The sequence below is a fragment of the Halolamina salina genome, from assembly GCF_054653455.1.
In genome coordinates this window covers 2,452,078-2,473,392 of sequence record NZ_BAAIGE010000002.1, presented here as the reverse complement: position 1 = coordinate 2,473,392, position 21,315 = coordinate 2,452,078, and the positions used below count along the sequence as shown (strand labels likewise).

Annotated in this window: 24 protein-coding genes; 10 read left to right on the top strand and 14 right to left on the bottom strand. The window is 69.8% G+C overall.

The features are described 5' to 3' along the window. The first annotated feature begins 52 nt into the window (after positions 1-52). Both hjc and ACYQZ5_RS13245 read left to right on the top strand, forming a co-directional pair. Positions 53-598, top strand: coding sequence for a Holliday junction resolvase Hjc (hjc, locus tag ACYQZ5_RS13250; protein WP_379732774.1), 546 nt, complete (start codon positions 53-55; stop codon positions 596-598). Positions 599-642: 44 nt separating this feature from the next. After that, positions 643-849 carry a DUF7472 family protein gene (locus tag ACYQZ5_RS13245; RefSeq protein WP_379732776.1) on the top strand — a complete coding sequence of 69 codons (207 nt, stop codon included), beginning with the start codon at positions 643-645 and terminating at the stop codon, positions 847-849. Here ACYQZ5_RS13245 and ACYQZ5_RS13240 read toward each other — a convergent pair. From ACYQZ5_RS13240 to ACYQZ5_RS13230, 3 genes are all read right to left on the bottom strand, one after another. Beyond that, positions 840-1,979: a DNA primase gene (locus ACYQZ5_RS13240; RefSeq protein WP_379818825.1), complete on the bottom strand. Its 1,140-nt coding sequence runs from the start codon at positions 1,977-1,979 to the stop codon at positions 840-842. The two genes, ACYQZ5_RS13245 and ACYQZ5_RS13240, sit on opposite strands and share 10 nt — an antisense overlap. A gap of 96 nt (positions 1,980-2,075) precedes the next feature. Further along, positions 2,076-2,351, bottom strand: coding sequence for a hypothetical protein (locus ACYQZ5_RS13235; RefSeq protein ID WP_379731961.1), 276 nt, complete (start codon positions 2,349-2,351; stop codon positions 2,076-2,078). A gap of 486 nt (positions 2,352-2,837) precedes the next feature. After that, on the bottom strand, positions 2,838-3,815 hold the full coding sequence (locus ACYQZ5_RS13230; RefSeq protein ID WP_379731960.1) for a replication factor C small subunit: 978 nt from the start codon (positions 3,813-3,815) through the stop codon (positions 2,838-2,840). Positions 3,816-4,232: 417 nt separating this feature from the next. Here ACYQZ5_RS13230 and ACYQZ5_RS13225 point away from each other — a divergent pair, with 417 nt between their 5' ends. The 3 genes from ACYQZ5_RS13225 (at position 4,233) to ACYQZ5_RS13215 (ending at position 6,695) form a co-directional block, all read left to right on the top strand. Continuing rightward, positions 4,233-5,222 (top strand): hypothetical protein, encoded by a 990-nt coding sequence (locus tag ACYQZ5_RS13225; RefSeq protein ID WP_379731959.1) that lies wholly within the window; start codon positions 4,233-4,235, stop codon positions 5,220-5,222. 69 nt (positions 5,223-5,291) lie between these two features. Then, on the top strand, positions 5,292-5,492 hold the full coding sequence (samp2, locus tag ACYQZ5_RS13220; protein WP_379731958.1) for a ubiquitin-like small modifier protein SAMP2: 201 nt from the start codon (positions 5,292-5,294) through the stop codon (positions 5,490-5,492). Positions 5,493-5,555: 63 nt separating this feature from the next. Next, a complete protein-coding gene (locus ACYQZ5_RS13215; RefSeq protein ID WP_459846448.1) occupies positions 5,556-6,695 on the top strand; it encodes a GNAT family N-acetyltransferase in 1,140 nt (379 codons plus the stop codon). A gap of 6 nt (positions 6,696-6,701) precedes the next feature. Here ACYQZ5_RS13215 and ACYQZ5_RS13210 read toward each other — a convergent pair whose 3' ends face one another. Beyond that, a complete protein-coding gene (locus ACYQZ5_RS13210) occupies positions 6,702-8,114 on the bottom strand; it encodes a phosphoglucomutase/phosphomannomutase family protein (RefSeq protein ID WP_379732084.1) in 1,413 nt (470 codons plus the stop codon). A gap of 92 nt (positions 8,115-8,206) precedes the next feature. Between ACYQZ5_RS13210 and ACYQZ5_RS13205 the strand changes: the two genes are divergently transcribed. Beyond that, complete coding sequence (locus tag ACYQZ5_RS13205; RefSeq protein ID WP_459846446.1) at positions 8,207-8,818, top strand: NADPH-dependent FMN reductase; 612 nt, start codon at positions 8,207-8,209, stop codon at positions 8,816-8,818. 36 nt (positions 8,819-8,854) lie between these two features. Here ACYQZ5_RS13205 and ACYQZ5_RS13200 read toward each other — a convergent pair whose 3' ends face one another. Together ACYQZ5_RS13200 and ACYQZ5_RS13195 are read right to left on the bottom strand one after the other, a co-directional pair. Continuing rightward, positions 8,855-9,115, bottom strand: coding sequence for a GIY-YIG nuclease family protein (locus ACYQZ5_RS13200; protein ID WP_379732082.1), 261 nt, complete (start codon positions 9,113-9,115; stop codon positions 8,855-8,857). Between the two features lie 125 nt (positions 9,116-9,240). Then, positions 9,241-9,396 (bottom strand): DUF7563 family protein, encoded by a 156-nt coding sequence (locus ACYQZ5_RS13195; protein ID WP_379732081.1) that lies wholly within the window; start codon positions 9,394-9,396, stop codon positions 9,241-9,243. A gap of 297 nt (positions 9,397-9,693) precedes the next feature. Between ACYQZ5_RS13195 and ACYQZ5_RS13190 the strand changes: the two genes are divergently transcribed. Then, positions 9,694-9,861 carry a DUF1931 family protein gene (locus ACYQZ5_RS13190; protein WP_053946871.1) on the top strand — a complete coding sequence of 56 codons (168 nt, stop codon included), beginning with the start codon at positions 9,694-9,696 and terminating at the stop codon, positions 9,859-9,861. A gap of 61 nt (positions 9,862-9,922) precedes the next feature. Here the strand turns inward: ACYQZ5_RS13190 and rpiA are convergent, their stop codons facing one another. The 5 genes from rpiA to ACYQZ5_RS13165 all read right to left on the bottom strand — a co-directional run bounded on the left by rpiA (position 9,923) and on the right by ACYQZ5_RS13165 (position 15,287). Next, entirely contained in the window at positions 9,923-10,609 is a 687-nt protein-coding gene (rpiA, locus tag ACYQZ5_RS13185) for a ribose-5-phosphate isomerase RpiA (RefSeq protein WP_459846444.1), read from the bottom strand. 67 nt (positions 10,610-10,676) lie between these two features. Next, on the bottom strand, positions 10,677-11,810 hold the full coding sequence (locus ACYQZ5_RS13180) for an ORC1-type DNA replication protein (protein ID WP_379732715.1): 1,134 nt from the start codon (positions 11,808-11,810) through the stop codon (positions 10,677-10,679). Between the two features lie 605 nt (positions 11,811-12,415). Further along, on the bottom strand, positions 12,416-13,411 hold the full coding sequence (locus ACYQZ5_RS13175) for a radical SAM protein (RefSeq protein WP_379732241.1): 996 nt from the start codon (positions 13,409-13,411) through the stop codon (positions 12,416-12,418). Between the two features lie 90 nt (positions 13,412-13,501). Further along, a complete protein-coding gene (locus ACYQZ5_RS13170) occupies positions 13,502-14,341 on the bottom strand; it encodes a VOC family protein (protein ID WP_379732242.1) in 840 nt (279 codons plus the stop codon). Positions 14,342-14,408: 67 nt separating this feature from the next. Continuing rightward, positions 14,409-15,287: a hypothetical protein gene (locus ACYQZ5_RS13165; RefSeq protein WP_379732243.1), complete on the bottom strand. Its 879-nt coding sequence runs from the start codon at positions 15,285-15,287 to the stop codon at positions 14,409-14,411. 75 nt (positions 15,288-15,362) lie between these two features. Between ACYQZ5_RS13165 and ACYQZ5_RS13160 the strand changes: the two genes are divergently transcribed. Together ACYQZ5_RS13160 and ACYQZ5_RS13155 are read left to right on the top strand one after the other, a co-directional pair. Beyond that, a complete protein-coding gene (locus ACYQZ5_RS13160; protein WP_459846441.1) occupies positions 15,363-16,661 on the top strand; it encodes a hypothetical protein in 1,299 nt (432 codons plus the stop codon). A 41-nt stretch (positions 16,662-16,702) separates the two neighbouring features. Next, the gene (locus tag ACYQZ5_RS13155; protein ID WP_459846439.1) at positions 16,703-17,794 is read left to right on the top strand and encodes a DUF373 family protein; all 1,092 of its coding nucleotides are present in this window, start codon (positions 16,703-16,705) and stop codon (positions 17,792-17,794) included. A 10-nt stretch (positions 17,795-17,804) separates the two neighbouring features. On the opposite strand, the gene ACYQZ5_RS13150 is transcribed toward ACYQZ5_RS13155, so the two are convergent. Then, positions 17,805-18,647: a polyprenyl synthetase family protein gene (locus ACYQZ5_RS13150; protein ID WP_379732341.1), complete on the bottom strand. Its 843-nt coding sequence runs from the start codon at positions 18,645-18,647 to the stop codon at positions 17,805-17,807. A 105-nt stretch (positions 18,648-18,752) separates the two neighbouring features. On the opposite strand from ACYQZ5_RS13150, the gene ACYQZ5_RS13145 reads away from it, so the two are divergent. Then, positions 18,753-19,376, top strand: coding sequence for a methyltransferase domain-containing protein (locus ACYQZ5_RS13145; RefSeq protein ID WP_379732342.1), 624 nt, complete (start codon positions 18,753-18,755; stop codon positions 19,374-19,376). A gap of 22 nt (positions 19,377-19,398) precedes the next feature. On the opposite strand, the gene ACYQZ5_RS13140 is transcribed toward ACYQZ5_RS13145, so the two are convergent. Then, positions 19,399-19,890 carry an archaellin/type IV pilin N-terminal domain-containing protein gene (locus ACYQZ5_RS13140; protein WP_459846436.1) on the bottom strand — a complete coding sequence of 164 codons (492 nt, stop codon included), beginning with the start codon at positions 19,888-19,890 and terminating at the stop codon, positions 19,399-19,401. A gap of 38 nt (positions 19,891-19,928) precedes the next feature. Next, positions 19,929-21,236 carry a DUF7096 domain-containing protein gene (locus tag ACYQZ5_RS13135; RefSeq protein ID WP_459846434.1) on the bottom strand — a complete coding sequence of 436 codons (1,308 nt, stop codon included), beginning with the start codon at positions 21,234-21,236 and terminating at the stop codon, positions 19,929-19,931. Between the last annotated feature and the right edge of the window lie 79 nt (positions 21,237-21,315).

The window sequence follows — 21,315 nt, the reverse complement described above, 5'->3', positions numbered from 1 at the left end:
CTCCCACCTTTCACCGACCGCCTTTTGCCCCCTCGTACCCGACTCAAACCCAATGCCGACGAACAAGAAAGGCGACCGGCGCGAGCGCGAGCTCGTCAACCGGCTCGACGACGCCGGCTTCGCCGTCATGCGCGCGCCCGCCAGCGGGAGCGCGACCCAGCGGGAGCTCCCGGACGTGCTCGCGGGCAACGGCGAGAACTTCTACGCTATCGAGGCCAAGTCCTCCGCGGGCGACCCGATCTACCTCACCGGCGAGGAGGTGCAGGCGCTCGTCTACTTCGCTCAGAACTTCGGCGCCAAACCCCGCATCGGCGTGCGGTTCGACCGCGAGGACTGGTACTTCTTCCACCCGAGCGACTGCTACACGACCGACGGCGGCAACTACCGCGTGAAGAAGGAGACCGCGCTCGCCGACGGCACCGACATGGCCGAACTCGTCGGTGACACCGAGAAGGTCACCCTCGAGGAGGCGACCGAGCGCGGCACCGCCACCACCGACGGCGAGGACGACGACCCGGACGAGGGCGTCCGGAAGCTGCTGCAGGCGGTCGCCGACGGCACCCTCACCGTCGACGAGGCGGCCGACGCGCTCGACTGAGCCGCATCGAAGTGCTTTAGGGTGCTCCCGGGCGACTCCGGAGTATGGATATCGAGGAGGGCATGGGGCGGAAGATCGTGCTCTCGATCGCCGCCGTCGCCCTGTTCATCGTCTCGTTCGTCGTCGTCGGCACGACCTTCGGCGTCGACGGAGGACTCTCCGCCACGGGCGGCCTCGCGATGCTCGGCTCTCTGACCGGCTTCATCCTCCTCATGGGGGCGCTGGGGCTGTACTTCGCGAGTCAGGACTGAGCCGGCTCCCGCTCGCGCCAGTCGACGCGCTCCTCCGGCGGCGTCTCCCGCAGTCGCTCGCGGTACAGCACGAGCGGGTGGTTCGCCCGCTCGCGGTGGCCGTTCTGGTTCGTACAGATCCCGTACGACTCGAGCGTCTCACACGACGGCGGCGGGTACTGCGCGCCGCGTTTCTCCCCGAGTCGCTCGACCGCGTACCGGACCTGCGCCTCCTCGAGCGTCGTGTCGGCACAGAACGCCGCCGCCCCGTCGGCGTCGAGGCCGATCGCGGCGAGGAAGGAGAGGAGCGCGAACGACTCGGTGTCGTCCAACGCTTCGCTCTCGGCTCGGGTCAGTAGCTCGTCGAGACAGTCCGGGAACAGCTCCGGTACCACGGCGTCGATGTCCCGGACCGCCACGCGCTCGCCGAGCAGGTCCCGAAGCGCCGACAGCGGCTCCGCGAGCGCGTCCTCCAGCGTGTCCCGGCGGTCGTCGCCGAGGTCGAACGGCAGCCCCGCGGCCACGCGGCGCCGGACGGCCTCGACGAGCAGCCCCTCGCCGTCGGCGCCGTACAGTTCGCCGCGCTGGACCCGGACCTCGCCGTCGGCGAGTTCGCGGTTCACCAGCCGCCACTCCTCCCCCCAGTCGTCGGTGAGCAGGAGGTACTGCTCGACGCCGACGCGGTACCAGTCGCGGTCGGTCGCGCCCGCACTGCGGTTCCGCTCCGCGCCGGCGAGGCGTTCCTCCCGGACCGCGCCGTCGAGTTCGAACTCTCGGAGGATTCGGGGAAGCGACACGGAGGCGTCGGTCGTGCTGCGCAGGCCGTCGTCGTCGCCGGTCACGTCCTCGGCGAAGCGGGCCGCGGCCGTCGACGCCTCCGCAGCGGCGTACTTCTCGACGGCTTTCTCCTCGGACAGGAGGGAGACGAGCACGCGCGCGACGGGGTAGGAGAGCAGTTCGGCCTCGTCGCTCCACCGCCCCGGCTCGGCGGGCGCGGTGGTCCCCTCGGTCAGCGCGCGCTCGACGCGCTCCCGGCCGCGCTCGACGGCCGGGTCGCCCGACGCGGCCAGTTCGGGCACCGAGGCGCCCAGCTCCCCGACGGCCTCGCGGGCCTCGTCGAAGAAGGGGTAGCGGGCGTGGATCGGCTGCATGACTCGCCGTTTCGGAGCGCGGCGAATAAGCGCAGCGGTCGCTACCGACTAGTTCCTCGTCGGGTCGCCTCGCGAGTGATCAGTGTGGTGTTCTGTTCAGGACTCGCAGTCGGCGTCCGTGAACCGGTGCTCCCGGATGTCTTCCTCCGTGAGTTTCGGGGAGTGTCCCAAGAGTGCGATGGTGGTTTCGACGGCGTCGGCCGTCGGCGTCGCCTCCATCGTCGGCGGGCGTTCGGGCGTCGCGGTCAGGGATGGCGTCCCGGTGCCCGCGGCGATCATGAACGGGCCGTCCGTGAGGACAACCGGCCAGCCAGCCTGACAGTACTGAATCCGGGCTTGGTCGCGGGCGCCGTCCCGGGAGTCGAACCGCATCACGAGCACCTGTAGCTCGGTGCCGTCGCGTTCGTAGTATCCGCGAGTCCCGTCGTTCGCTCCGAACCGGCTGTACGTACCGCTCTCGGCGTCGGTTCGTTCCCACCCTTTCGCGTCCGGTGGAAGGTACGCTGGTGCCCCCGGCTGTGGCGTCGCCGTTTCCGCTGTCGGTGGTGGTGAGTCGGTCCCCGTCGTTCGGTCTGTTTCGGTTGCCGTTCGGTCCGTCCCGGAGAGACAGCCCGCAGTCAGGAGGGCGACCGTCGATGCGAGAACACGGCGTCGGGGATGGGTCACGCCCGAGAAACCCGGGCCGGGCTACAAGTTCTTTGTGCGACTACTCCTCGTCGTCCAGCGACAGCGCCGCCAGTAGCGCCTCCAGCTGCGACCTCGACCTTTTACTCGTCGGGTGGCTCGCTCCGCTCGCCACCACTCCTCGCAAAAGCTCGACCAAAAGAGCCGCTCGCTCACACGGTTCGCTCGTGGTGACTACTCCTCGTCGTCCAGCGACAGCGCCGCCAGTAGCGCCTCCAACTGCACCTGCTCGTTCGCGCCCTCGGCGATCCGGTAGTCGGCCTCGCCGAGGCGTTCGAGCAGCCGCACGACCGCGCGGTCGTCGAGGTCGAACTCCCACGCCGAGCGGTGGAGCTGGTCGACGATGTCGCCGCCGGCCATCCCCACGTCGGTGAGGAGGGTATCGAGGGTGGCGCGGGCCTTCGGGAAGTCGCCGGCGACGGCGGCGGCGACCATCTCCTCGACCTCCTCGGGACGGGCGGTCGCGGTGACGGTGTACACTGCCTCCTCGTCGACCACGTCGCCGGTCGTCGCCGCCGCCTGAAGGTTGTTGATCGCGCGGCGCATGTCGCCGTTGGCGGCGTAGACGAGCGCGTCGAGGCCTTCGTCGGTGATCTCGATCTCCTCGGCCTCTGCGATCTCCCGGATCTGGCCGGCGACGGCGTCGTCCGAGAGCGGGGAGAAGCGGAACACCGCACACCGCGACTGGATCGGGTCGATGATCTTCGAGGAGTAGTTACAGGAGAGGATGAAGCGGGTGTTGTCCGAGAACTGCTCCATCGTCCGACGGAGGGCGGACTGGGCGTCCGAGGTCAGGGAGTCGGCCTCGTCGAGGAAGATGATCCGGTAGTCCTCCCCGCCAAACGCCGAGCGCGCGAAGTTCTTGATGCGGTCCCGGACCACGTCGATCCCGCGCTCGTCGGAGGCGTTGAGTTCGAGGAAGTTCCCGCGCCAGTCGTCGCCGTAGATCTCGCGGGCGATCGCGGTCGCCGTCGTCGTCTTCCCGACCCCGGCCGGTCCGGTGAACAGCATGTGGGGGAGTTCGCCGCCCTCGACGTAGCTCTTCACGCGCTCGATGGTCTCCTCCTGCCCGTGGATGTCGTCGAGGGTCTGGGGCCGGTACTTCTCGATCCAGATCTCCCGGCCCGTCTCCTCGGCGTCGGCCTCGCTCATGGATGGAGAGGGGTCCGGGCGGGGCATAAACGGACCGGAGCGATCTCGGTTCTGGATGTCCGGTGATTCCGCGGCAGAACAGCCGGTATCTCCCCGAACGGCTCTTTCTCCCTTCGGCTCTGTCGAAAATCCGTCCGTTCGCCGCGATCTGTCTACGTGAGTAGTGGCCACCAGGGGTGCAGCGACTGCGGAACCGGCGGGAGAGACGGCCCACAACCCGTTCTACGGCATTCTCGGCCCGAAACTATCAGAGAACGGCCAGTATTATTTTCCGTATCATTCGAGATATTTCAGATATGTTGGGTAGCTACGGGTGAAGCTATCCCCTGAGGGATTCCGATGACCGGGGAACGTCATTCACGGCTTGCGGCAGGGCTCGCTATCCTCCTTCTCGTTAGTGCGGGGGCAACTATCGTGATGGCCGCGTCCGGCCCAAGTATCGATGCAGATCCGAGCGAGGTCGACGCGTCCAACGCGACGTACGAGGTTACGATCACGGTCGGGACCCAAAGTACTTCGATGAACGGTCTCGAGATCAATCTGAGTAACGCGAACTCGGACGTGAGCAACGTCGGTACTGAGGACGTACTGACGATCGGGATCGATCGTAACAACGACGAATCCGGGACGGCGATCGACGTGAACACCAGCGACGATCTCGGTAGCGTCGGAACGAGTGGAGACGGTACCGTTCTCACGTTCGGGTTCGGTGGTTCGTACTCCCTGTACGAAGGCGACGAGGTCGTCGTGGCCTTCGACGATGTGCAGAACCCCGCATCGTCCGGCACGTACGACGTCCCACTAGAGATCAATCCCCAAAGCAGCGGCGGCGAAGCGACCGGAACGCTCCAGATAACTGATCCCACACCGACGCCGACATCCTCCCCGACCGCGACGCCGACACCGACTGCGACACCGACCGCGACCGCGACACCGACTGCGACACCGACCGCGACACCGATACCGACCGCAACCCCGACACCGATACCGACCGCAACCCCGACACCGACACCGGACCCATCTCCGACAGCAACGCCAACGCCCTCACCGAGCGCGACACCGATCGATACCGCGCCTGACGGCGGCTCCGGCGGTGACAACGGCGGGGACGAATCGACACCGGCGGATACGGAAACTGCGACGCCGACACCGGCAGAGACAGCCACGTCGACCTCGACGGAAGCCCGGGCCGCACCTGGGACTCCGACCCCGACGACTACCGCGACACCGACTGTGACGCCGTTGTCAACGGCTCTGCCAGCTCCCGACGCAGGCACGACTGAAGCGGCCCCTCAGACCGGTGAGGCGAACGATGGGAGAACCGCCGCCGGTTGGCCGCTTAGTCTACTCCTGCTCCTTCTCCTCGCTCTCGTGGTCGGCTACTATCGCTACGCGAGTGATCGCTGACCGGCGATTCGGACTCTCCGAGACCCACGGGAGGAAACCCTCAAACCCACTGCCCGTCCACCTTCGCCCATGCAGCTAACCGTCGAACTGGTCGGCGAGGACGAACGCACGGTCACCGTCGCCGACGACGCCGACTACGCCGACGTGGTTCACGAGGTGGGGTACAGCCCCCACGAGGTGACCGTGCTGGTCGACGACTCGCCGGTCCCGGAGGACGCCCCCGTCGAGGCCGACCACGTCCGAGTGCTCCGGCTGATCGCGGGTGGCTGAGTCCCGACCGTCCCCCGAATTCGCGGGCGTCGGCGTTTTGTACTCTCGGCTCCACGTCCGACCATGAACAGCGGGTTCGTGTTGCCGAACGTCGGGCCCGGCCCCGACCCGCTCTCGCTCGCGGAGCTCGAGGCGGATTTCGCCGTGCTCCTCCTCCACCGCGACTTCTACTGCAGCGAGTGCCGCCAGCAGGTCCGACGCGTGAAGAAGCGGTACGACGAGTTCGAGGCCCGCGACGCCGAGATAGTCTCGGTGCTGCCCGAGGACCGCGAGACGGCAGCGGAGTGGCAGAAACAGTACCACCTCCCGTTCCCCGTCGTCGCCGACCCCGATACCGAACTCGGCGACCGCTACGAGCAGCCCACCCGGTTCGGCCTGCTCGGCAAGCTTCACGACGTGATCGGCCGGATGCCCGCGGTGGTCCTGCTCGATCTCCGATTCAGCGACCCCATCGAGACGTACGCCCACCGGGGCGACTCCCGGACCGACCGCCCCCGGATCGACGAGATCCTCGACGCGATCGACCACGCGGCGACGCTGGACGCGGGGAATGGGGACGACCGAACCGCCAGCGACGACGCGGCCGACGGACCGACCGCCGAGGACGCGACCGAGCAGCCGTCCGAACCGCCGGGGATCGACCGCATCCCGCCGCGTGCCGAGGGTGACGACCGGCCCGCAGCCGACTCGGGAACGACGGACGGATCGGGGGCGAGCGCCGCCGGCGGCGGCGAGGAATCGGTCCCTGACGAGGGCGCTGAGTTGCTCGACGGCGACCGGCAGCCGAAAGCCCGGCGGCCGCTGCCGACGCCGGCGGGCGTCGACCTCCCCGAGGACGTGGTGCTCCGGCGCGGCACCGACGACGACGTGGTCGCGGCGATGCGGGTGCTCCAAGGTGCCCTGCTCGACATCGACGGCTCGACGGTCCGGGACGCCGCCCCCGAGGGCGAACTGCTGCTGGCCGAGGCGGGCGACTGGATCGTCGGCGCGCTGGTGCTCCGGGACGGCCACATCGAGGGGGTCGCCGTCCGGCGGAAGCGCCGGGGGGAGGGGATCGGCTCGGCGCTGGTCGAGGCGGCGGTCGCCGACGAGGACGGGACGGTCACCGCGGACTTCCGGGCCGGCGTCCGGGGGTTCTGGAAGGATCTCGGCTTCGAGGTCGAGCAGGAGAGCGGCCGGTTCTGGGGCGTTCGAACGGCGTAGCGCCGGTCAGATCAGCGGCGCGACCAGTTCGCGACCGGCGTCGAGCACCGCCTCGACCCGGGCGGCCGTCGACGCCTCCGCGTACACTCGGAGTTTGGGCTCTGTACCGGAGGGGCGTACGAGCAGCCACGAGCCGTCTTCGCAGAGGAGTTTGAAGCCGTCGACGGTGACAGTCCGCTCGACGGGGACTCCCGCCACCGCGTCGGGAATCTCGTCTTCGAGGTCATCGAGCACGCGTGCTTTCTCCGAGTCGGGGCAGTCGAGGCTGACTTTGTCGGCGACGATGCCGCCGTGCTCGGCTTCGAGGCGCTCGATGCGCTCGTCGTACGGCTCCTCGGCCTCGATCGCGCAGGCCAGCAGCGCCATCAGGACGCCGTCTTTCTCCCGGACGTGCCCGCGGATCGAGAAGCCGCCGGACTCCTCGCCGCCCATCAGCGCGTCGTGCTCGCCCATCGCGTCGGCGACCCACTTGAAGCCGACCGCGGTCTCGATCACGCGTTCGCCGTGGGCCTCGGCGACGCGGTCGATCAGGAACGTCGTTGAGACGGTCCTGACCGCCGGCCCCGAGTCCTTCTCCAGCAGCGCGTCGTACGTCGCGGCGAAGAAGCGGTTCTCGCCGAGGTAGCCCGCGGGGGTGATCACCGCGATGCGGTCGGCGTCGCCGTCGTTCGCGATCCCGATGTCCGCGTCGCCGTCGACGACGTGGTCGGCGAGCGCGTGGAGGTTCGACTCGGCCGGCTCGGGCGCGCCCCCGCCGAACTCGGGGTCCTCGTCACACCGCAGGCGCTGGACCTCGGCGCCGGCCTCCTCGAGCACCGCGTCGGTCACCCCCCGGCCGGAGCCGTGCATCGCGTCGTAGGCGACGGTGAGGCCCGAGAGGTCGACGCTCCCGTCGTCCGTGCTGAACCCGTAGGACGCCACCAGTTCCTCGACGGCGTCGGCGTGGGGACCGATCAGGTCGTCGCGGACGACGACGCCGCGCTCGCTCTCGGGCAGCGCCTCTGGTTCGCCGAGGTTCGCCTCGATGCGGTCGGTGACCTCGGGCATCGCCGGGGCGCCGTCGCCGGGGAAGTACTTGATGCCGTTGTACTCCGGGGGGTTGTGGGAGGCGGAGAGGATCACGGCGCCGGCGTAGCCGCGATCGACGGCGTTCCACACCGCGGTCGGGGTGGGGACGTCCCGCTCGGGCAGGAGCACGTCGAACCCGTTGTCGGTGAGCACGTCGGCGACGCTCTCGGCGAACCCCGGCGAGGAGGGGCGGGCGTCGTAGCCGACGACGACCGGGGCGTCGGTGCCCGTCTCGCGGAGGTAGTCGGCGACGCCCTGTGCGACGATGCGGACGCGGTCGTCGGTGAACGTGTCGAGGGTGGCCCGCCAGCCGTCGGTGCCGAACTGGATGGCGTCGGTGGGGTCGGTCATGGGTCGGGATTCGTGGCTGAGGCTGAAAAAGGGACCCGTCACGCCGGGGCGTTCCGACCCCCTTTTGGGCCGGTGTGCTGAAACGCCGTCACATGACCCGAGTCGTCGCCGTCAGCGGCAGCCTCCGCGACGGGAGCTACACGAAGGCCGCCCTCCGATACGCGCTGGACGCCGCCGAGACCGCCGGCGTCGAGACCGACCTGATCGACCTCGCCGCAGTCGACCTGCCCCTGTACGACCCGGACCGCGACACCGCCGAGGCGGGCGACGCCGCGGAACTCCTCGCGCGCGTCCGCGAGGCCGACGGCGTGCTCCTCGGCACCCCCGTCTACCACAGCTCCTACTCCGCGGCGTTCCGGAACTTCCACGACTACTGTAGCTTCGACGAGTATGAGGAGACGGTCGTGGGGCTGCTGGTCACCGCCGGCGGCGGCACGATCGCCGACACGCTCAACGACATGCGGACCACCGTCCGCGGGGTCCACGGCTGGGTGCTCCCCACGCAGGTCGGCCTGCGGAACGCCAGCAGCCGGTTCGCGGAGCGCCGTCGGGAACCCGAACCGGAGGAGATCGGCGCCGACGCCGCCTACGCGTTCGTCGACGACGACCTCCGCGCCCGGACCTGCAAACTCGGCTACCGCGTGGGCACGTACGCCCGCCGCGCGCCGGAGTTCATCGGCATCGAGGACGAGCCCGAGTGGTAGAGGGACCGGCCCGCCTGCCACGCCGACCGAGACGTGTCACTCCAGTTCCGGCGTCGCCGACGACTCGACCAACTGCTCCTTCTCGGCCCGGGAGAGCTGTTTGATCTCGTGTTCGCGGGACATCGCCGCCGACTTCGTCTCGAACGACTCGACGTGGACGGCCTCGACCGGCGTCCGCCCGCGGGTGTACTTCGCGCCCTCGCCGGCGTCGTGTTCGGCGACGCGCCGCGCTACGTCGGTCGTGTACCCCGTGTACAGCGTGTCGTCCGCACACGAGAGGACGTAGACGTAGTGCACGGTCGTTCCAGTGCAGCGGGGGGCCTAAGCGGTCCGGTCCGACGCGGCAAAAGTGGGATGTGGGTCGGGGACCGGCGCGGCGCCGTACCACGCCGGGAACGTGGCGGTCGTGTGGCGATACCCCGTCAGTGGGTTTCGGTACGGGTCCGGTCCCGGGCGACCTCCGCGATGCCGGCGTTCGCAGCACACGAGGGACAGGCGTCGAGTCGGCCGTCCTCGTCAGCGAACACGCGGGCGAAGCGCTCGGAGACGTGTGACCCGCAGTGGTCACAGCGTGACATCGGTTGTCCGGTATCCACCGGTACCGGCGATTGTGGGTACGCCACCCACGGGTCAATAGGTTTATGGGTATTCCCGCTCCGTCGGCGTGAAACGAACGGTTCCGGGCGTCACTCCGGGGTTTCGTTCAGCTCGTGTCGGTCGTATGTACCGACTCGCGGCCGCGGTCGAGCCGGGGCGACGCCGCCGATCGAGCGGCGGACCGCCACACCTAAATGTCCTGATTTCGGGCCTTGGCGCGGTCCCTTCGGTCGATTTGGGAAATCTTATTAAGAGGGGTCGAGTAGTCGGGAACGCATATGTCCAACCTTATCGTCAAGGCCGCCGTCAAGGAGTACCTCGATGAGAAGAACGTCGCTTCGGACTTCTACGACGCCCTGGACGAGGAAGTCGAGGAGCTGCTCGACGACGCCGCTCGCCGAGCCGAGGAGAACGACCGGAAGACGGTCCAGCCGCGCGACCTTTAAATCCGGAAGCAGTCGTCCAGTTTTCCGTTTTTCGTCCCCTAACCGCGTAGCGGCGTCGCCGTCAGTACGACGTGATCTCGACGCCGTCGTCGCTCCCGACGTGTACCTCGTCCACCAACCCGACGAACAGTCCGTGTTCGACCACCCCGGGGACGGTCGATAGCGTCCGCGCGAGCGCGTCCGGGTCGTCGATCTCGCCGAACGCGCAGTCGAGGACGAGGTTCCCGTTGTCGGTGACGACGGGACCGTCCTTCCGCTCGGCCGCCCGGAGTTCGGGCTCGCCGCCGGCCGACCGGACGGCCTCGGCGACCGGCGCCCGTGCGTCCGGTAGCAGTTCGACCGGGACGGGGTGTGAGAGCCGCTCGGCCTCCTTGGTCGGGTCGGCGACGACGACGAACCGCTCGGCGGCGCTGTCGACCAGTTTCTCCCGGGCGTGGGCCGCGCCGCCGCCCTTGACGAGCGCCCCGTCGGCCGCGACCTCGTCGGCGCCGTCGATCGCCACGTCCGGGAGTGACTCGTCGAGATCCGTCAGGGGGATCCCGACCTCGCGGGCGAGCTCCCGCGACTGGAAGGAGGTGGGGATCCCGCGAACGTCGAGGCCGGCGTCGACGCGCTCGCCCAGCGCGCGGATCGCGTGGGCGGCGGTGCTGCCCGTCCCGAGGCCGACCACGTCGCCGTCGTCGGGGATCTCGGCCGCCGACTCGCCCGCCCGTCGCTTCGCGTCCTCGCCACCGCCGGTCTGCTTCATGGGCCGGCGTTCGACTCGGGGGGAAAAAGAGCCGTCGGCGCTCGTCGCGGGTCGCGATCGGTTATGGTTACTCGGACTCCAGCCGGTCCAACACTGCCTCGGGCTCGTAGGCCAGCGAGAGCGAGCGCGAGCGCCCGCGACCCTCCACATCGGCGTACTCGGTCTCCAGCACGCCGAGCTGTTCGAGCTTCTTGACGATCTCGGAGTAGCGCGTGTAGCCGAGGTCGGTCTCCTCGTGGAACACGTCGTACACGTCGCCGGCCTGCTCGCCGCCGTGTTCGGCGACGACCCGGACCAGCGCGCGCTCGGAGTCGGAGAGCTCGCGGAGGCTGCGCGCGAGGTGGACGTACTTCGAGCGCTCGTAGGCCTCCTCGATGTCCTCCTCCTCGATCGTTCGCGAGCCACGCATCTCGGCGTTGAGCCCGGCGCGGCGCAGCAGGTCGATCCCGACCCGGAGGTCGCCGCTCTCGGCGGTGAGCTCGGCGACGCGGTCGAGTTCGGGCGCCGAGAGTACGCCGTCGTGGAAGCCGCGCTCGACGCGCTCCCGGAGGATGTCCACGATCTCGGGGGCGTCGTACGACGGGAAGAAGATGTCCTCGGGGCGGAACACGCTCTGGACCCGGGAGTCGAGTTCGTCCATCACCGACAGCGAGAGGTCCGAGGAGACCACGACGACGCCGATCCGCGCGCCGGTGTGGGTCTCGTGGGCGCGCAGGAGGGAGTACAGCGTGTCGGAGGCCTCGTTCTCGTAGAACAGGTAGTTCACGTCGTCGAGCGCGACGATGAGGACCTCGTCCTCCTCGACGAGCCGGTCGGTCACCTGCTCGAACAGCTTCTTGAAGGAGACGCCGGAGGAGGGCGGCTCGTAGTCGAACACGCTCTGGAACAGCCGCGAGAACACCGCGTACCGCGTCGAGTCGACCTGACAGTTCACGCGGACGGTCCGGACGTTCGGCGCCTCGACGCCGAGTTCGCCGAACAGCTTCTGGACCGCGGTGGTCTTGCCCGTCCCCGGCGGCCCGCGGATCACGGTGTTGAGCGGGCGGGAGCCGCGGACGGCGGGCCGGAGCGCGTACTTCAGACTCTCCAGCTGGCTCTCGCGGTGTTTGAACGTCTCGGGGACGTAGTCGACTTCGAAGACGGACTCGTCGCGGAACACCGATTCGTCCCACGAGAGCATACCGTCGGGGTCCCCGGTCATGGCTCGATGTGGCGTCGGTGACCACTTAACGGTTTACGAGCGATGGGTGGGGTGTTTGGACTGTGTGGGCGGTTCTGGGTTGGGTGATTGTTCTATGGAGTTTTCGAGAAGGTCCTCAGCGACATCGTGAAAGCCCCTGCCCGCTCGGGTCGCGCGACTCGCTGCGCGCGCTCGCTTCGCTCGCGTGCTTGCGTCGTCGTGCTTTCCCGAGCGACCAGCCCCTTTCAGCCCCGCCCGACCGCACAGCCCACAGACCTCCCCAGCCGACTCGCTCGCATACGCTCGCTCGCCCCTCGCGCGCTCGTTCGCGCACGGAGGCGTCGTGCGGGCGACCCACGCGTCGCCCGCACGGCCAGCGAGACCTTCGGTCTCGCCCTGCTCACGTCGCGCGCCACCGCGACGCGGTGGCGGAGCGGTGGACGCCTCGCGGCCGCCGACTGTCGGCGGCCGCGGGGGGAGGGGTGGGGACTCGGGGCTGTGCCGGGCCTCGTGCCCGGCACTCTGCGGTCACAAGTGGTCATGCTTCGAGACGCTGTTGCTGTCGCGGTCGCTGTCGAAAACGCCCGAAACACTCCCGAAGAAACCGCAGTAAACTGACCCAGTTCTCAAGCAAGCGGCGTCCGCTCGACGACGGTCCCGTCGTAGTTGGGGTACTGCTCGACGATCTCGCCGTCGTCCACGTCGCCGTCCTCGACCATCTCCTCCAGCAGCCACCACGCCACCTCGACGTGCTCGGACTTCACCGTGTAGTACTCGTCGGGCACGCCCAGTTCCTCGAACCGCTCGGGGTCGGCGTAGCTCTTGCCGTAGACGAGCGTCCCGTCGTCGGTCACGTCGTCGAACTCCCGGCGGACGTTCCGGGCCATCCGCTTCAGCCGGCGGCGGTGCTGGGCGGCGTCTTTGAACACCGAGGTGCAGAAGTACACCTTCTCGTGGTCGCCCATCACGTCGAGGATGTCGCCGCGGGAGTCCTCGACGGCGCTCATGTGGCCCTCCTTGCGCTCGAACCCCTCCTCCTGCATCCGGCGGTAGTTCCCGTCGGACATCTCGAACTCGTTGACGTTGCAGAACTCCGCGGCGCCCTCGTCGAGGAACTCCAGGAACTCCGGCTCCGGCCGGATGCCCGGGATCTCGAACGCGGGGGTCAGTCCCTCCTCGCGGGCGATGTAGAGGATCTCCTCCCACTCGGTGCCGTGCATGTCGCCCCACAGTTCCAGCGGCGGGTGGAAGCGGATCTCGTCGAGTCCCGCCTCCGCGAGCCGGCGCATGTTCTCCCGGCCGCCGGTGATGCCGGTGTAGAGGTGGATGTGGTGGTCCTCGCCGAACTCGTCTTTGAGCAGTTCGATGTAGTGGCAGGTCCGCTCGAGCACCTCCTGTGGTTCGCCGCCGGTGATGGAGGAGCCGAGCGCGTCCATCTTCTTCGCCTCAGCGATCACGTCCTCGTCGCTCTCGACGGGCCGCTCGTTGGCGTACACCTGCTCGACGTTCTTGCGGTTCTCGCCGAGGGGACAGTAGAAGCAGTCCCGCTGGTCACAGTAGCCGTAGACGAACATCACCATCTTGCCGCCCTTGGCGCACTGTTCACAGCCCTTCGAGATCATCAGTTACCCTCGCTACCCGGCCGAGCCCCAAAAACGGCACGGTGCGGCCGTGTGCCGCCGTCTCACGGACTCGCGCCGATCACGCGGCGCTCACTCCTCGGCCCGGAACCGGACCTCGATCCCGTCCGGCCCCGTGACGGCGAGGGCGCCGTCGATCGCTGTCGGCTCGTACTCACTCGCCGCCAGACGCTCCCGGAGCGCCTCGAGCGCGTCGCCGTCCGGGAGGACGACTTCGAACCACGCCAGCCCTGTTCCCGTCGCCGGCGCCGACCGACGCTGCCACGTGTTCGCGCCGAGGTGGTGGTGGTAGCCGCCGGCGGAGACGAACGTCGCACCCCGAACGGTGGTCTGCTGTTCGAACCCCACCGTATCGACGAAAAAGGAGCTGAACGCCTCGAGCGAGCGCACTTCGAGGTGGACGTGTCCCACGTCCGTCCCGGCCGGGACCCCCGACTCCCCCGCGGCCGCACTCGCGACGGCGTCGAGGTCGAGCGGATCGGTCCCCATCTGGACGCGGCCGTCATCGCCACGGGGCCACTCCGCCCGCGGGAAGTCCCGGTAGATTTCGACGCCGTTACCCTCCGGGTCCGAAAGGTACAGCGCCTCGCTGACGCGGTGGTCCGATGCGCCCTCCAGTTCCCAGCGATCCCGAATCCGGTTCAGCGCGTCGCCCAGCGCCGCGCGCGACGGCACGCGGAAGGCGTTGTGGTAGAGGCCGGCGCTCTCCCGAGGACGGGACGACACCTCTCCGTCCGTTTCGAGGACGAGCAGTGGCGTGTCGGAGACGCCGAGGACCGCCCGCGACGACGATTCCGAGAGCGTCTCGAGTCCCACCACGTCCCGGTAGAACGCGGTCGTCTCCCCGAGATCATCGACGCGAAGCGCGGTTCGACCGATCCGTGTCCCCGGCGGCAGCGAGTCCTTGCCCATCGGTATCGTCGGGAGTTCGGGCCGCCGCCGTATATCGCTGCGGGAACAGGCGGTCCCGGAACGCTCCTCAGCCGTTCCACGCGTACCACAGCATCGGCGCCGCGAACAGTAGCGAGAACACGCCGGCGTACGCCACGACGAGCATCCCGCCCTCGGCGGCGTCGCCGACGAGCAGGGCAAGTCCCGGTCCCGTCGCCAGCACCCCGAGCGCGAACAGCGTGACGACCGCTCGTTCGGCCTTCCCGATCGGATCGGCTTCGGGGTCGGCGACGACGCCGGCGTCGAGGCGGTCGCGAACCTCGGCCGCCCGTTCGTGTGGAACTGCGAGCACGCGAGGGTTCCGGAAGCCGTCGGCGCCGCGGGCGTACGATAGTTGGAGGATCGTCACGTCCCCGATGTCGACTGACCGGACGGCGGAGAGCGTCCGCAGATCCACCGCGGTGTACTGTGTCTCCAGCCGGAGATCCCGGTCGATCGTCCCCTCGGTCGACAGCGTCATCGCGAGCAGCCCCGCCGCGAAGCTCCCGATAACGACGGCGCCCATCGCCGGCCGCGAGTGCAGCGAGGCGGCCAGTATCGCGGCGCCGCAGAGTACCGACGCCGCGAGCACGCCCCGCCAACTCGGCTGCCAGCCGTCGTATCCCGACGACGTGTCGACCTCGTCGCTCCGGACCGCCGCCAGCACCGGCGGCCGAACGAGCGCCATAACCACCGCGACGCCGAGCAGGAGGAGGAGTCCGATCGAGCCGTTCCGGACCGCGTCGAGCGAGAGCGCGACACCGCCGACGGCGAGTGCCAGTGCGATAGCGCCCAGGGGGGCGTACAGCCCGTATGCGAGCAGGCCGAGCCAGCGGTGTGTCTCCGGAGTGACGGCCCAAGAGACCACGGCTCGGCCGTCGGTGGGTGCCGGCCCGGGATCAGTCGTCGGGGACTGGTCGCGAACCACACCGACGCTCCGCCCGCGGCGGTCTTGAACGTTCGCCGGGGAAGGTTGATGGGCTGTCGATCCCACACCGACCGTATGGTCCCGCAGCCCTCCACTGAACGCGTCGGCTCGGCACTCACTCGTCGCCAGTTCCTCGCGGCAGGGGTCGCCGGCGCTGCTCTCGCGGGCGTCCCCGTCGCCAGCGCCCAGTCCAACCCGGAGCCGCCGGGCGTCGTCCAGCGACGGACGTACGAGAACCTCCGGATCACCGGAACCGCCGAGGCCCACGGCGAGGGCCGCGTCCTCGTCGGTCGCGAGTGGCCCCGCCCCGGCCCGGACGATCCGGTTCGGGTCGCGCTCACCGACGCCGGCGGCGCGGTTCGGCAGCGCGCGTCGTTCACGCCCGAACTCCCGGAGGGGTCTCACGCCGCCCCGGACGTGGTTCGGACCGACGACGGGTACGCGGTCGCCGCCGGCCCGTGGCTGGCGCGCCTCGGCCCGGACCTCTCGCTGCGAGCGACCGGGAAACACGCCGGGGATATCGGTGCCGCCCGCGGCACGACGCTCGTCGCCGTCGACGGCGGCTTCGTCGCCGGGTTCACCGACTGGCTCCCGAACGCGTTCTGGACGTGGCTCGTCGCGTTCGACGCCGAGGGGCAGTACCGCTGGCACCGGGAGGTGAACGACAACGGCTCGCAGGCGCTCGACTTCCTCGTGCCCGCCAGCGACGGCGGCGTCCTCGCGGGCGGGACGTTCCCGTGGCTCGCCGCGTTCGACGCCGACGGCTCGTCCCGGCGGATCGACCTGCCGGCGGACCGTCCCGACGGGGTGCTGAACGCCGGCGTCGGGGACGGCGACGGGCTGATCCTCTGCAGCGGGAACGCGGCCGCCCGGCTCGACGCGTCGTACGAACTCGACTGGACCCGCGAGTACGGCCCGCTCGGGGACGAACAGGTCGGGGAGATCACGAGCACGAGCGACGGCGGGTTCCTGTTCCACACGACACCCGTCGGGGACGGGGATTTCACGCTCGCGAAGGCGGACGCCGAGGGCGAACTCCAGTGGCACCACACTTACCGAATCGGGACGGACACCCCTTCGGAGATCCACGCGCTCACTGAGCGGTCCTCGGGGGAGTACCTGCTCGCCGGCGGCGCGAACCGCTCGTCCGACGGCTGGGCGCTCGCCTTCTCCGAGGCGGAGACGCCGACGCCCGCGCCGACCGTCACGCCCACGGCCACGCCCACCGAGACGGCGACGAGTGCGCCGTCGTCGCGGCCGACCCGGTCGGAGTCGCCCCCGACGACCACCACCGGACCGGGGTTCGGACTGCTGGCCGGCGGCGTCGCGGCCGTCGGGACGATCGCGGCTGCGCTCCGGGGTACGCGCGACTGACCCCCGAAAGAAGATATGCCTGGGTTCCCTACGTGACGCTGATGCTGTTGGTCCTCGCCGTCGACCTCGACGACGACCTCGGTCGGAAGACCGGGCTCTCGACCCCTGTACTGGGTCGGGACGACGTCGAGGACGCCGCCACGCGGCTCGCGACGGCCGACCCCGAGGACTCCGACGTGAACGTGCTGTTCCAGGCGATCCACACCCGCGACGAACTCGCCGGCGAGGGCGAGGAGGTCGCGGTCGCCGCCGTCACGGGCGTCGACGGCGGCGACGTGCGGGCCAACCGCGCGGTCGGCGAGGAGGTCGACACCGTGCTCGCGGCGCTGTCGACCGGCGAGAACGTCCGCGCGGTCGTCATCACCGACGGCGCACAGGACGAGTCCGTGCTCCCGGTGATCCGTTCCCGCGTGCCGATCGACGGCCTGCGCCGGGTCGTCGTCCGGCAGGCCCAGGATCTGGAGTCGATCTACTACACGATCAAGCAGGTGCTCGGGGACAAGGAGACCCGCGGGACGCTGCTCGTCCCGCTCGGCGTCCTCCTGTTGGTCTACCCGATGGTGCTGATCGCCAACGCGTTCGACGTCGCCGGCGTCTCCGTGCTCGGCGTGCTCTCGGGGGTCCTCGGGCTCTACACGCTGTTCCGCGGGCTGGGGCTGGAGGAGGCGGTCGACGACGCGGTCGGTGAACTCCGCCAACTGCTGTACGCCGGCCGGGTGACGCTGATCACCTACGTCGTCGCGGTCGCGCTGGTCGCGATCGGCGGCTGGCAGGGGTACGGGGCGGTGACCGAGGGGGCGTCGTCGGTCCCGATACCGACCCAAGTCGCGGTGTTCGTCCACGCCGCGGTGGGCTGGTTCGCGGCCGCCGGCGTCACCTCCAGCCTCGGGCAGGTCACCGACGAGTATCTCGACGGCGCGTTCCGGTGGCGCTACCTCAACGCGCCGTTCTACGTGCTCGCGATCAGCGTCGTGCTCCACGCCGTCTCGGGCTTCTTCCTCCCCGGCGAGGGCGCGATGGCGATCACCGACCTCGCGCTGGCGCTGACGGCGGGGACGCTGCTGGGCGTGTTGAGCACGCTCACGTTCGCGATCGCGGAGAACCGCTTCCCGGCGAGCGCGGAGGCGGCCTGACCGCCCCGGCCTACCGCTCCCGGCTGACGACGTACTCCGCCAGCTGTTCGAGGTACTCCCGCGCCTCGCCGTCCTCGACGGTCGCCGTCTCCAGCGCGTCGAGCGCGTGGTCCGCCTCCTCGCGGGCGCGGTCGTCGGCCTCCTCGGCCGTGAGCTCGGTGACCTGTATCAGCGAGGGCCGGTCCATCTCGGCGTCCTGCCCGGCGGGTTTGCCCAGATCGGCGGCGTCACCGGTGGCGTCCAGCACGTCGTCGCGCATCTGGAACGCGACGCCGACGCGCTCGGCGTACTCGCCCATCGACTCGACGGTGAACCCGTCGGCGCCGGCGGCAATGGCGCCCACCTCGGCGGCCGCACGGAACAGTGCGCCCGTCTTCCGGCGGGCCAGCTCCATGTACTCGCTCTCGTTTTCGGGCTCGGAGACGAGCTCGGTCGCCTCGCCCTCGCCGAGTTCGACCATCGCCTCGGCGACGACGCCCATCGCGTGCTCGTCGGCCGAGAACAGCGCGAACGCCTCGCCGAGCAGCCCGTCGCTGGCGACGATCGCCGGGCCGTAGCCGTACTCCGCCCACGCGCTGGGGTTGCCACGGCGGAGCTCGGAGCGGTCGATGATGTCGTCGACGACCAGCGAGGCGTTGTGGACGAGTTCGATCCCCACGGCGAAGTCGACGGCGTCCTCGGGGTCGCCGCCGGCGGCTTCGCAGGCCAGCAGCGTCACCGCCGGCCGGACGCGCTTCCCGCCCGACAGCGTGACGTGAGACAGCCGCTCGGCCAGCTCGGGGGGCTCCACCGACTCGACGAGCGCCGACAGGCGATCGTCGACGATCTCCACCCGACGGTCGAGCGTCTCCATTACGGCTAACTCGGGGAGGATCGCCCAAGTACGTGACGATAGTGCCCGATCCCGCCGGTCACGAAAACCGCAGCATTATGGCCCGCCCACCCCAAACCGAGGCCAATGGGAATTCTGGAGGACAAAGCGCGGGCACGCACCTTCTACAAGTACCTCTCGAAGGTGTACGACACGGTCAACCCACTCGTCTGGAACGAGGAGATGCGCGACGAGGCGCTCTCCCGGACCGGGATCGAGCAGGGCGACCGCGTGCTCGACGTGGGCTGTGGCACCGGCTTCGGCACCGAGGGGCTGCTCCAGCATACCGACGACGTGCACGGGCTCGACCAGAGCGTCCACCAACTGGAGAAGGCGTGGGCGAAGTTCGGCAAGACCGATCAGGTGAAGTTCTACCGCGGCGACGCCGAACGCCTCCCGTTCGCGGACGACAGCTTCGACCACTACTGGTCCTCCGGCTCGATCGAGTACTGGCCCAACCCCGTCGACGCCATCGAGGAGGCCCGCCGGGTCACCAAGCCCGGCGGCACCGTGCTCATCGTCGGTCCCGACGAGCCGAGCAACAGCCTGTTCCACAGGATCGCCGACGCGATCATGCTGTTCTACGACGCCGACGAGGCCGACCGCATGTTCAGCGAGGCCGGCTTCCCCGAGCGCGAACACGTCGTGATGCAGGCCAACCCCGGGAGCCCGCGCGCGATCGTCACGATCGCGACCGTCCCCGAGGAGTAGTCGCGCGACCGCCGCCCGCTTCTCAGCCCACCCGCGTCGAGAGCGACGCGATCCGTTTCCCGCCGTGGAACAGTTCCACCGTCAGCCGCGCGCCCGGTTCGAGGGTCGGGTCGTTCGTCCCCGCGACCCGGAGGGTTCCGGACTCGCCGACCGCCCACTCGTCGTCGGTTTCGGGGTTGAACGCGCCGCTCGGGCCGCCGTGGAACCCCTCGGCGGCGAAGAACGGGACCGGCGGCTGGTGAGCCAGCTTCTCGCCGTCGACGCCGATCTCGATCCGGAGCGCGTCGAGACCGACGGGATCGCCGCCCGCGTGGCTGATCGTGATCCGGTCACCCTCGGCCGAGAGGTCGAACGTCGCCGTCGGCGCCGGGCCGCCCAGCGCGGTCGCCTGTCCGAGGAGCGCGGTCCCGACGACGGCGGCGACCGCGACGGTGATTCCGACGAGCACGACCGCACCGAGCGCCGGCGAGACGGCCCGGTCGGTGTCGGTCGGCGATGGGAGCGCAGGGAGCACGACGGGGTTGGCCGCGCTCCCCTACTTCAACTCTCGGCTCAGGCGTCGAGCGTGGGCGGGGCGGTCGAGTTCGTCTCGACGTACGCGGCGGTCGTCTCGTCGCCGACCGCGAGCACCGTGTAGCTCCCGCGCGGGGAAACCGTCCAGAGCGTGCCGTCCTCGCCGGTCCGCCCCACCGCGATACGCTCGGCCTGCCCCTGACTCAGCGTGATCGCGAGGTCGATCGGTTCGCCCGACTCGGCGTCGGTGACGCTGATCCGGAGCGGCCCGCCCGGGTACGTGCGGTTGACGGTGACGTTGATCCCGTTGATCGTGTTCGACGCGACGGCGTCGGAGTCGTACTGGTCGAGCGCGAAGCGTTGGTACTCCTTGAACACGGCCTCCCTGCCGCTGTCGACGAACGCGGTCAGCGATCGGTCCGGCGCGGTGACGGTGACGATGTTGGTGGTGCCGGAGGTGGTCGCGGAGGGGTCGCCCAGCCGGAATATGTCCGGGTAGCTCGCCTCGACCACGTCGACCGCTTCGTCCGGACTCATCGTCGCGTCGGTGTTACCCGAGTACTCCGCGCCGCGGTACGCCTCGCGGTAGTAGCTGCCGTCGTCGACCGTCGTCAGCTCGTACCCCTCGGGACCGGTGGTGACGAAGAACCGCGTCGGCCCGTCGGTCCCCCGGATCGCGTCCATCGCTCGCTCGCGGACGGGGCCGCCGAACGTCCGCAGCTCGTACCGGATCTCGGCCGGCCGCGAGAGGCTGAATCCGTCGATCTCGTCGGCCAGATTCGTCAGTCTCACCATCCGCCGTTCGAGCGCGTCTGCCTTCGCCGCGATCGTCGCGAGCTCGACGACGAACGCCTCCGGCGAGAGCTCGCCGGCGTTGAACGCCTCGATCGCGTCCTGCTGGCGGTCCCGCAGCGTGATGATCTCCGTCTCGACGGTCGAGGACGCCTCGATGATGCGCCGGCTTCGCTCGCTGTCGTCCTCGGCGGCCCGGACGTACTCCACGACGGCGGCCGTCTCGACCTCGACGGCGCTGATGTTGTCGTTGAACTGGGCCGCCGGGCCGAGGTTCAGCGTCGCACCGTGGATATCGGTTCGCTGGACGGCGCTGTCGGGGACGACGAGCACCCGGGTCCGGTTGCTCCCGTTCGTCGGCCCGTCCACTTGTCCGGGCGTGACCGGCGTCACCTCGCCGGTCGTCCCGGAGCCGGCCGTCGGCGACACGCCGAGGTCGCTCGGGAGGCCGTCGGCCACTGGGGCGTCCGCGGGTGTGGCGACGGCGCCGACGCCGGCCGGCGCCACGAGCGCGAGGGAGAGGGCGAGTACCGAAAGCAGCGCGAGGGACCTCATCGATCCACCGTACTGCGGCCTCCCCCTTAAATCTCGCCGGAGCGCGTCGGAGGGGTGATAGAAAGCGTTTTGCCCGGGG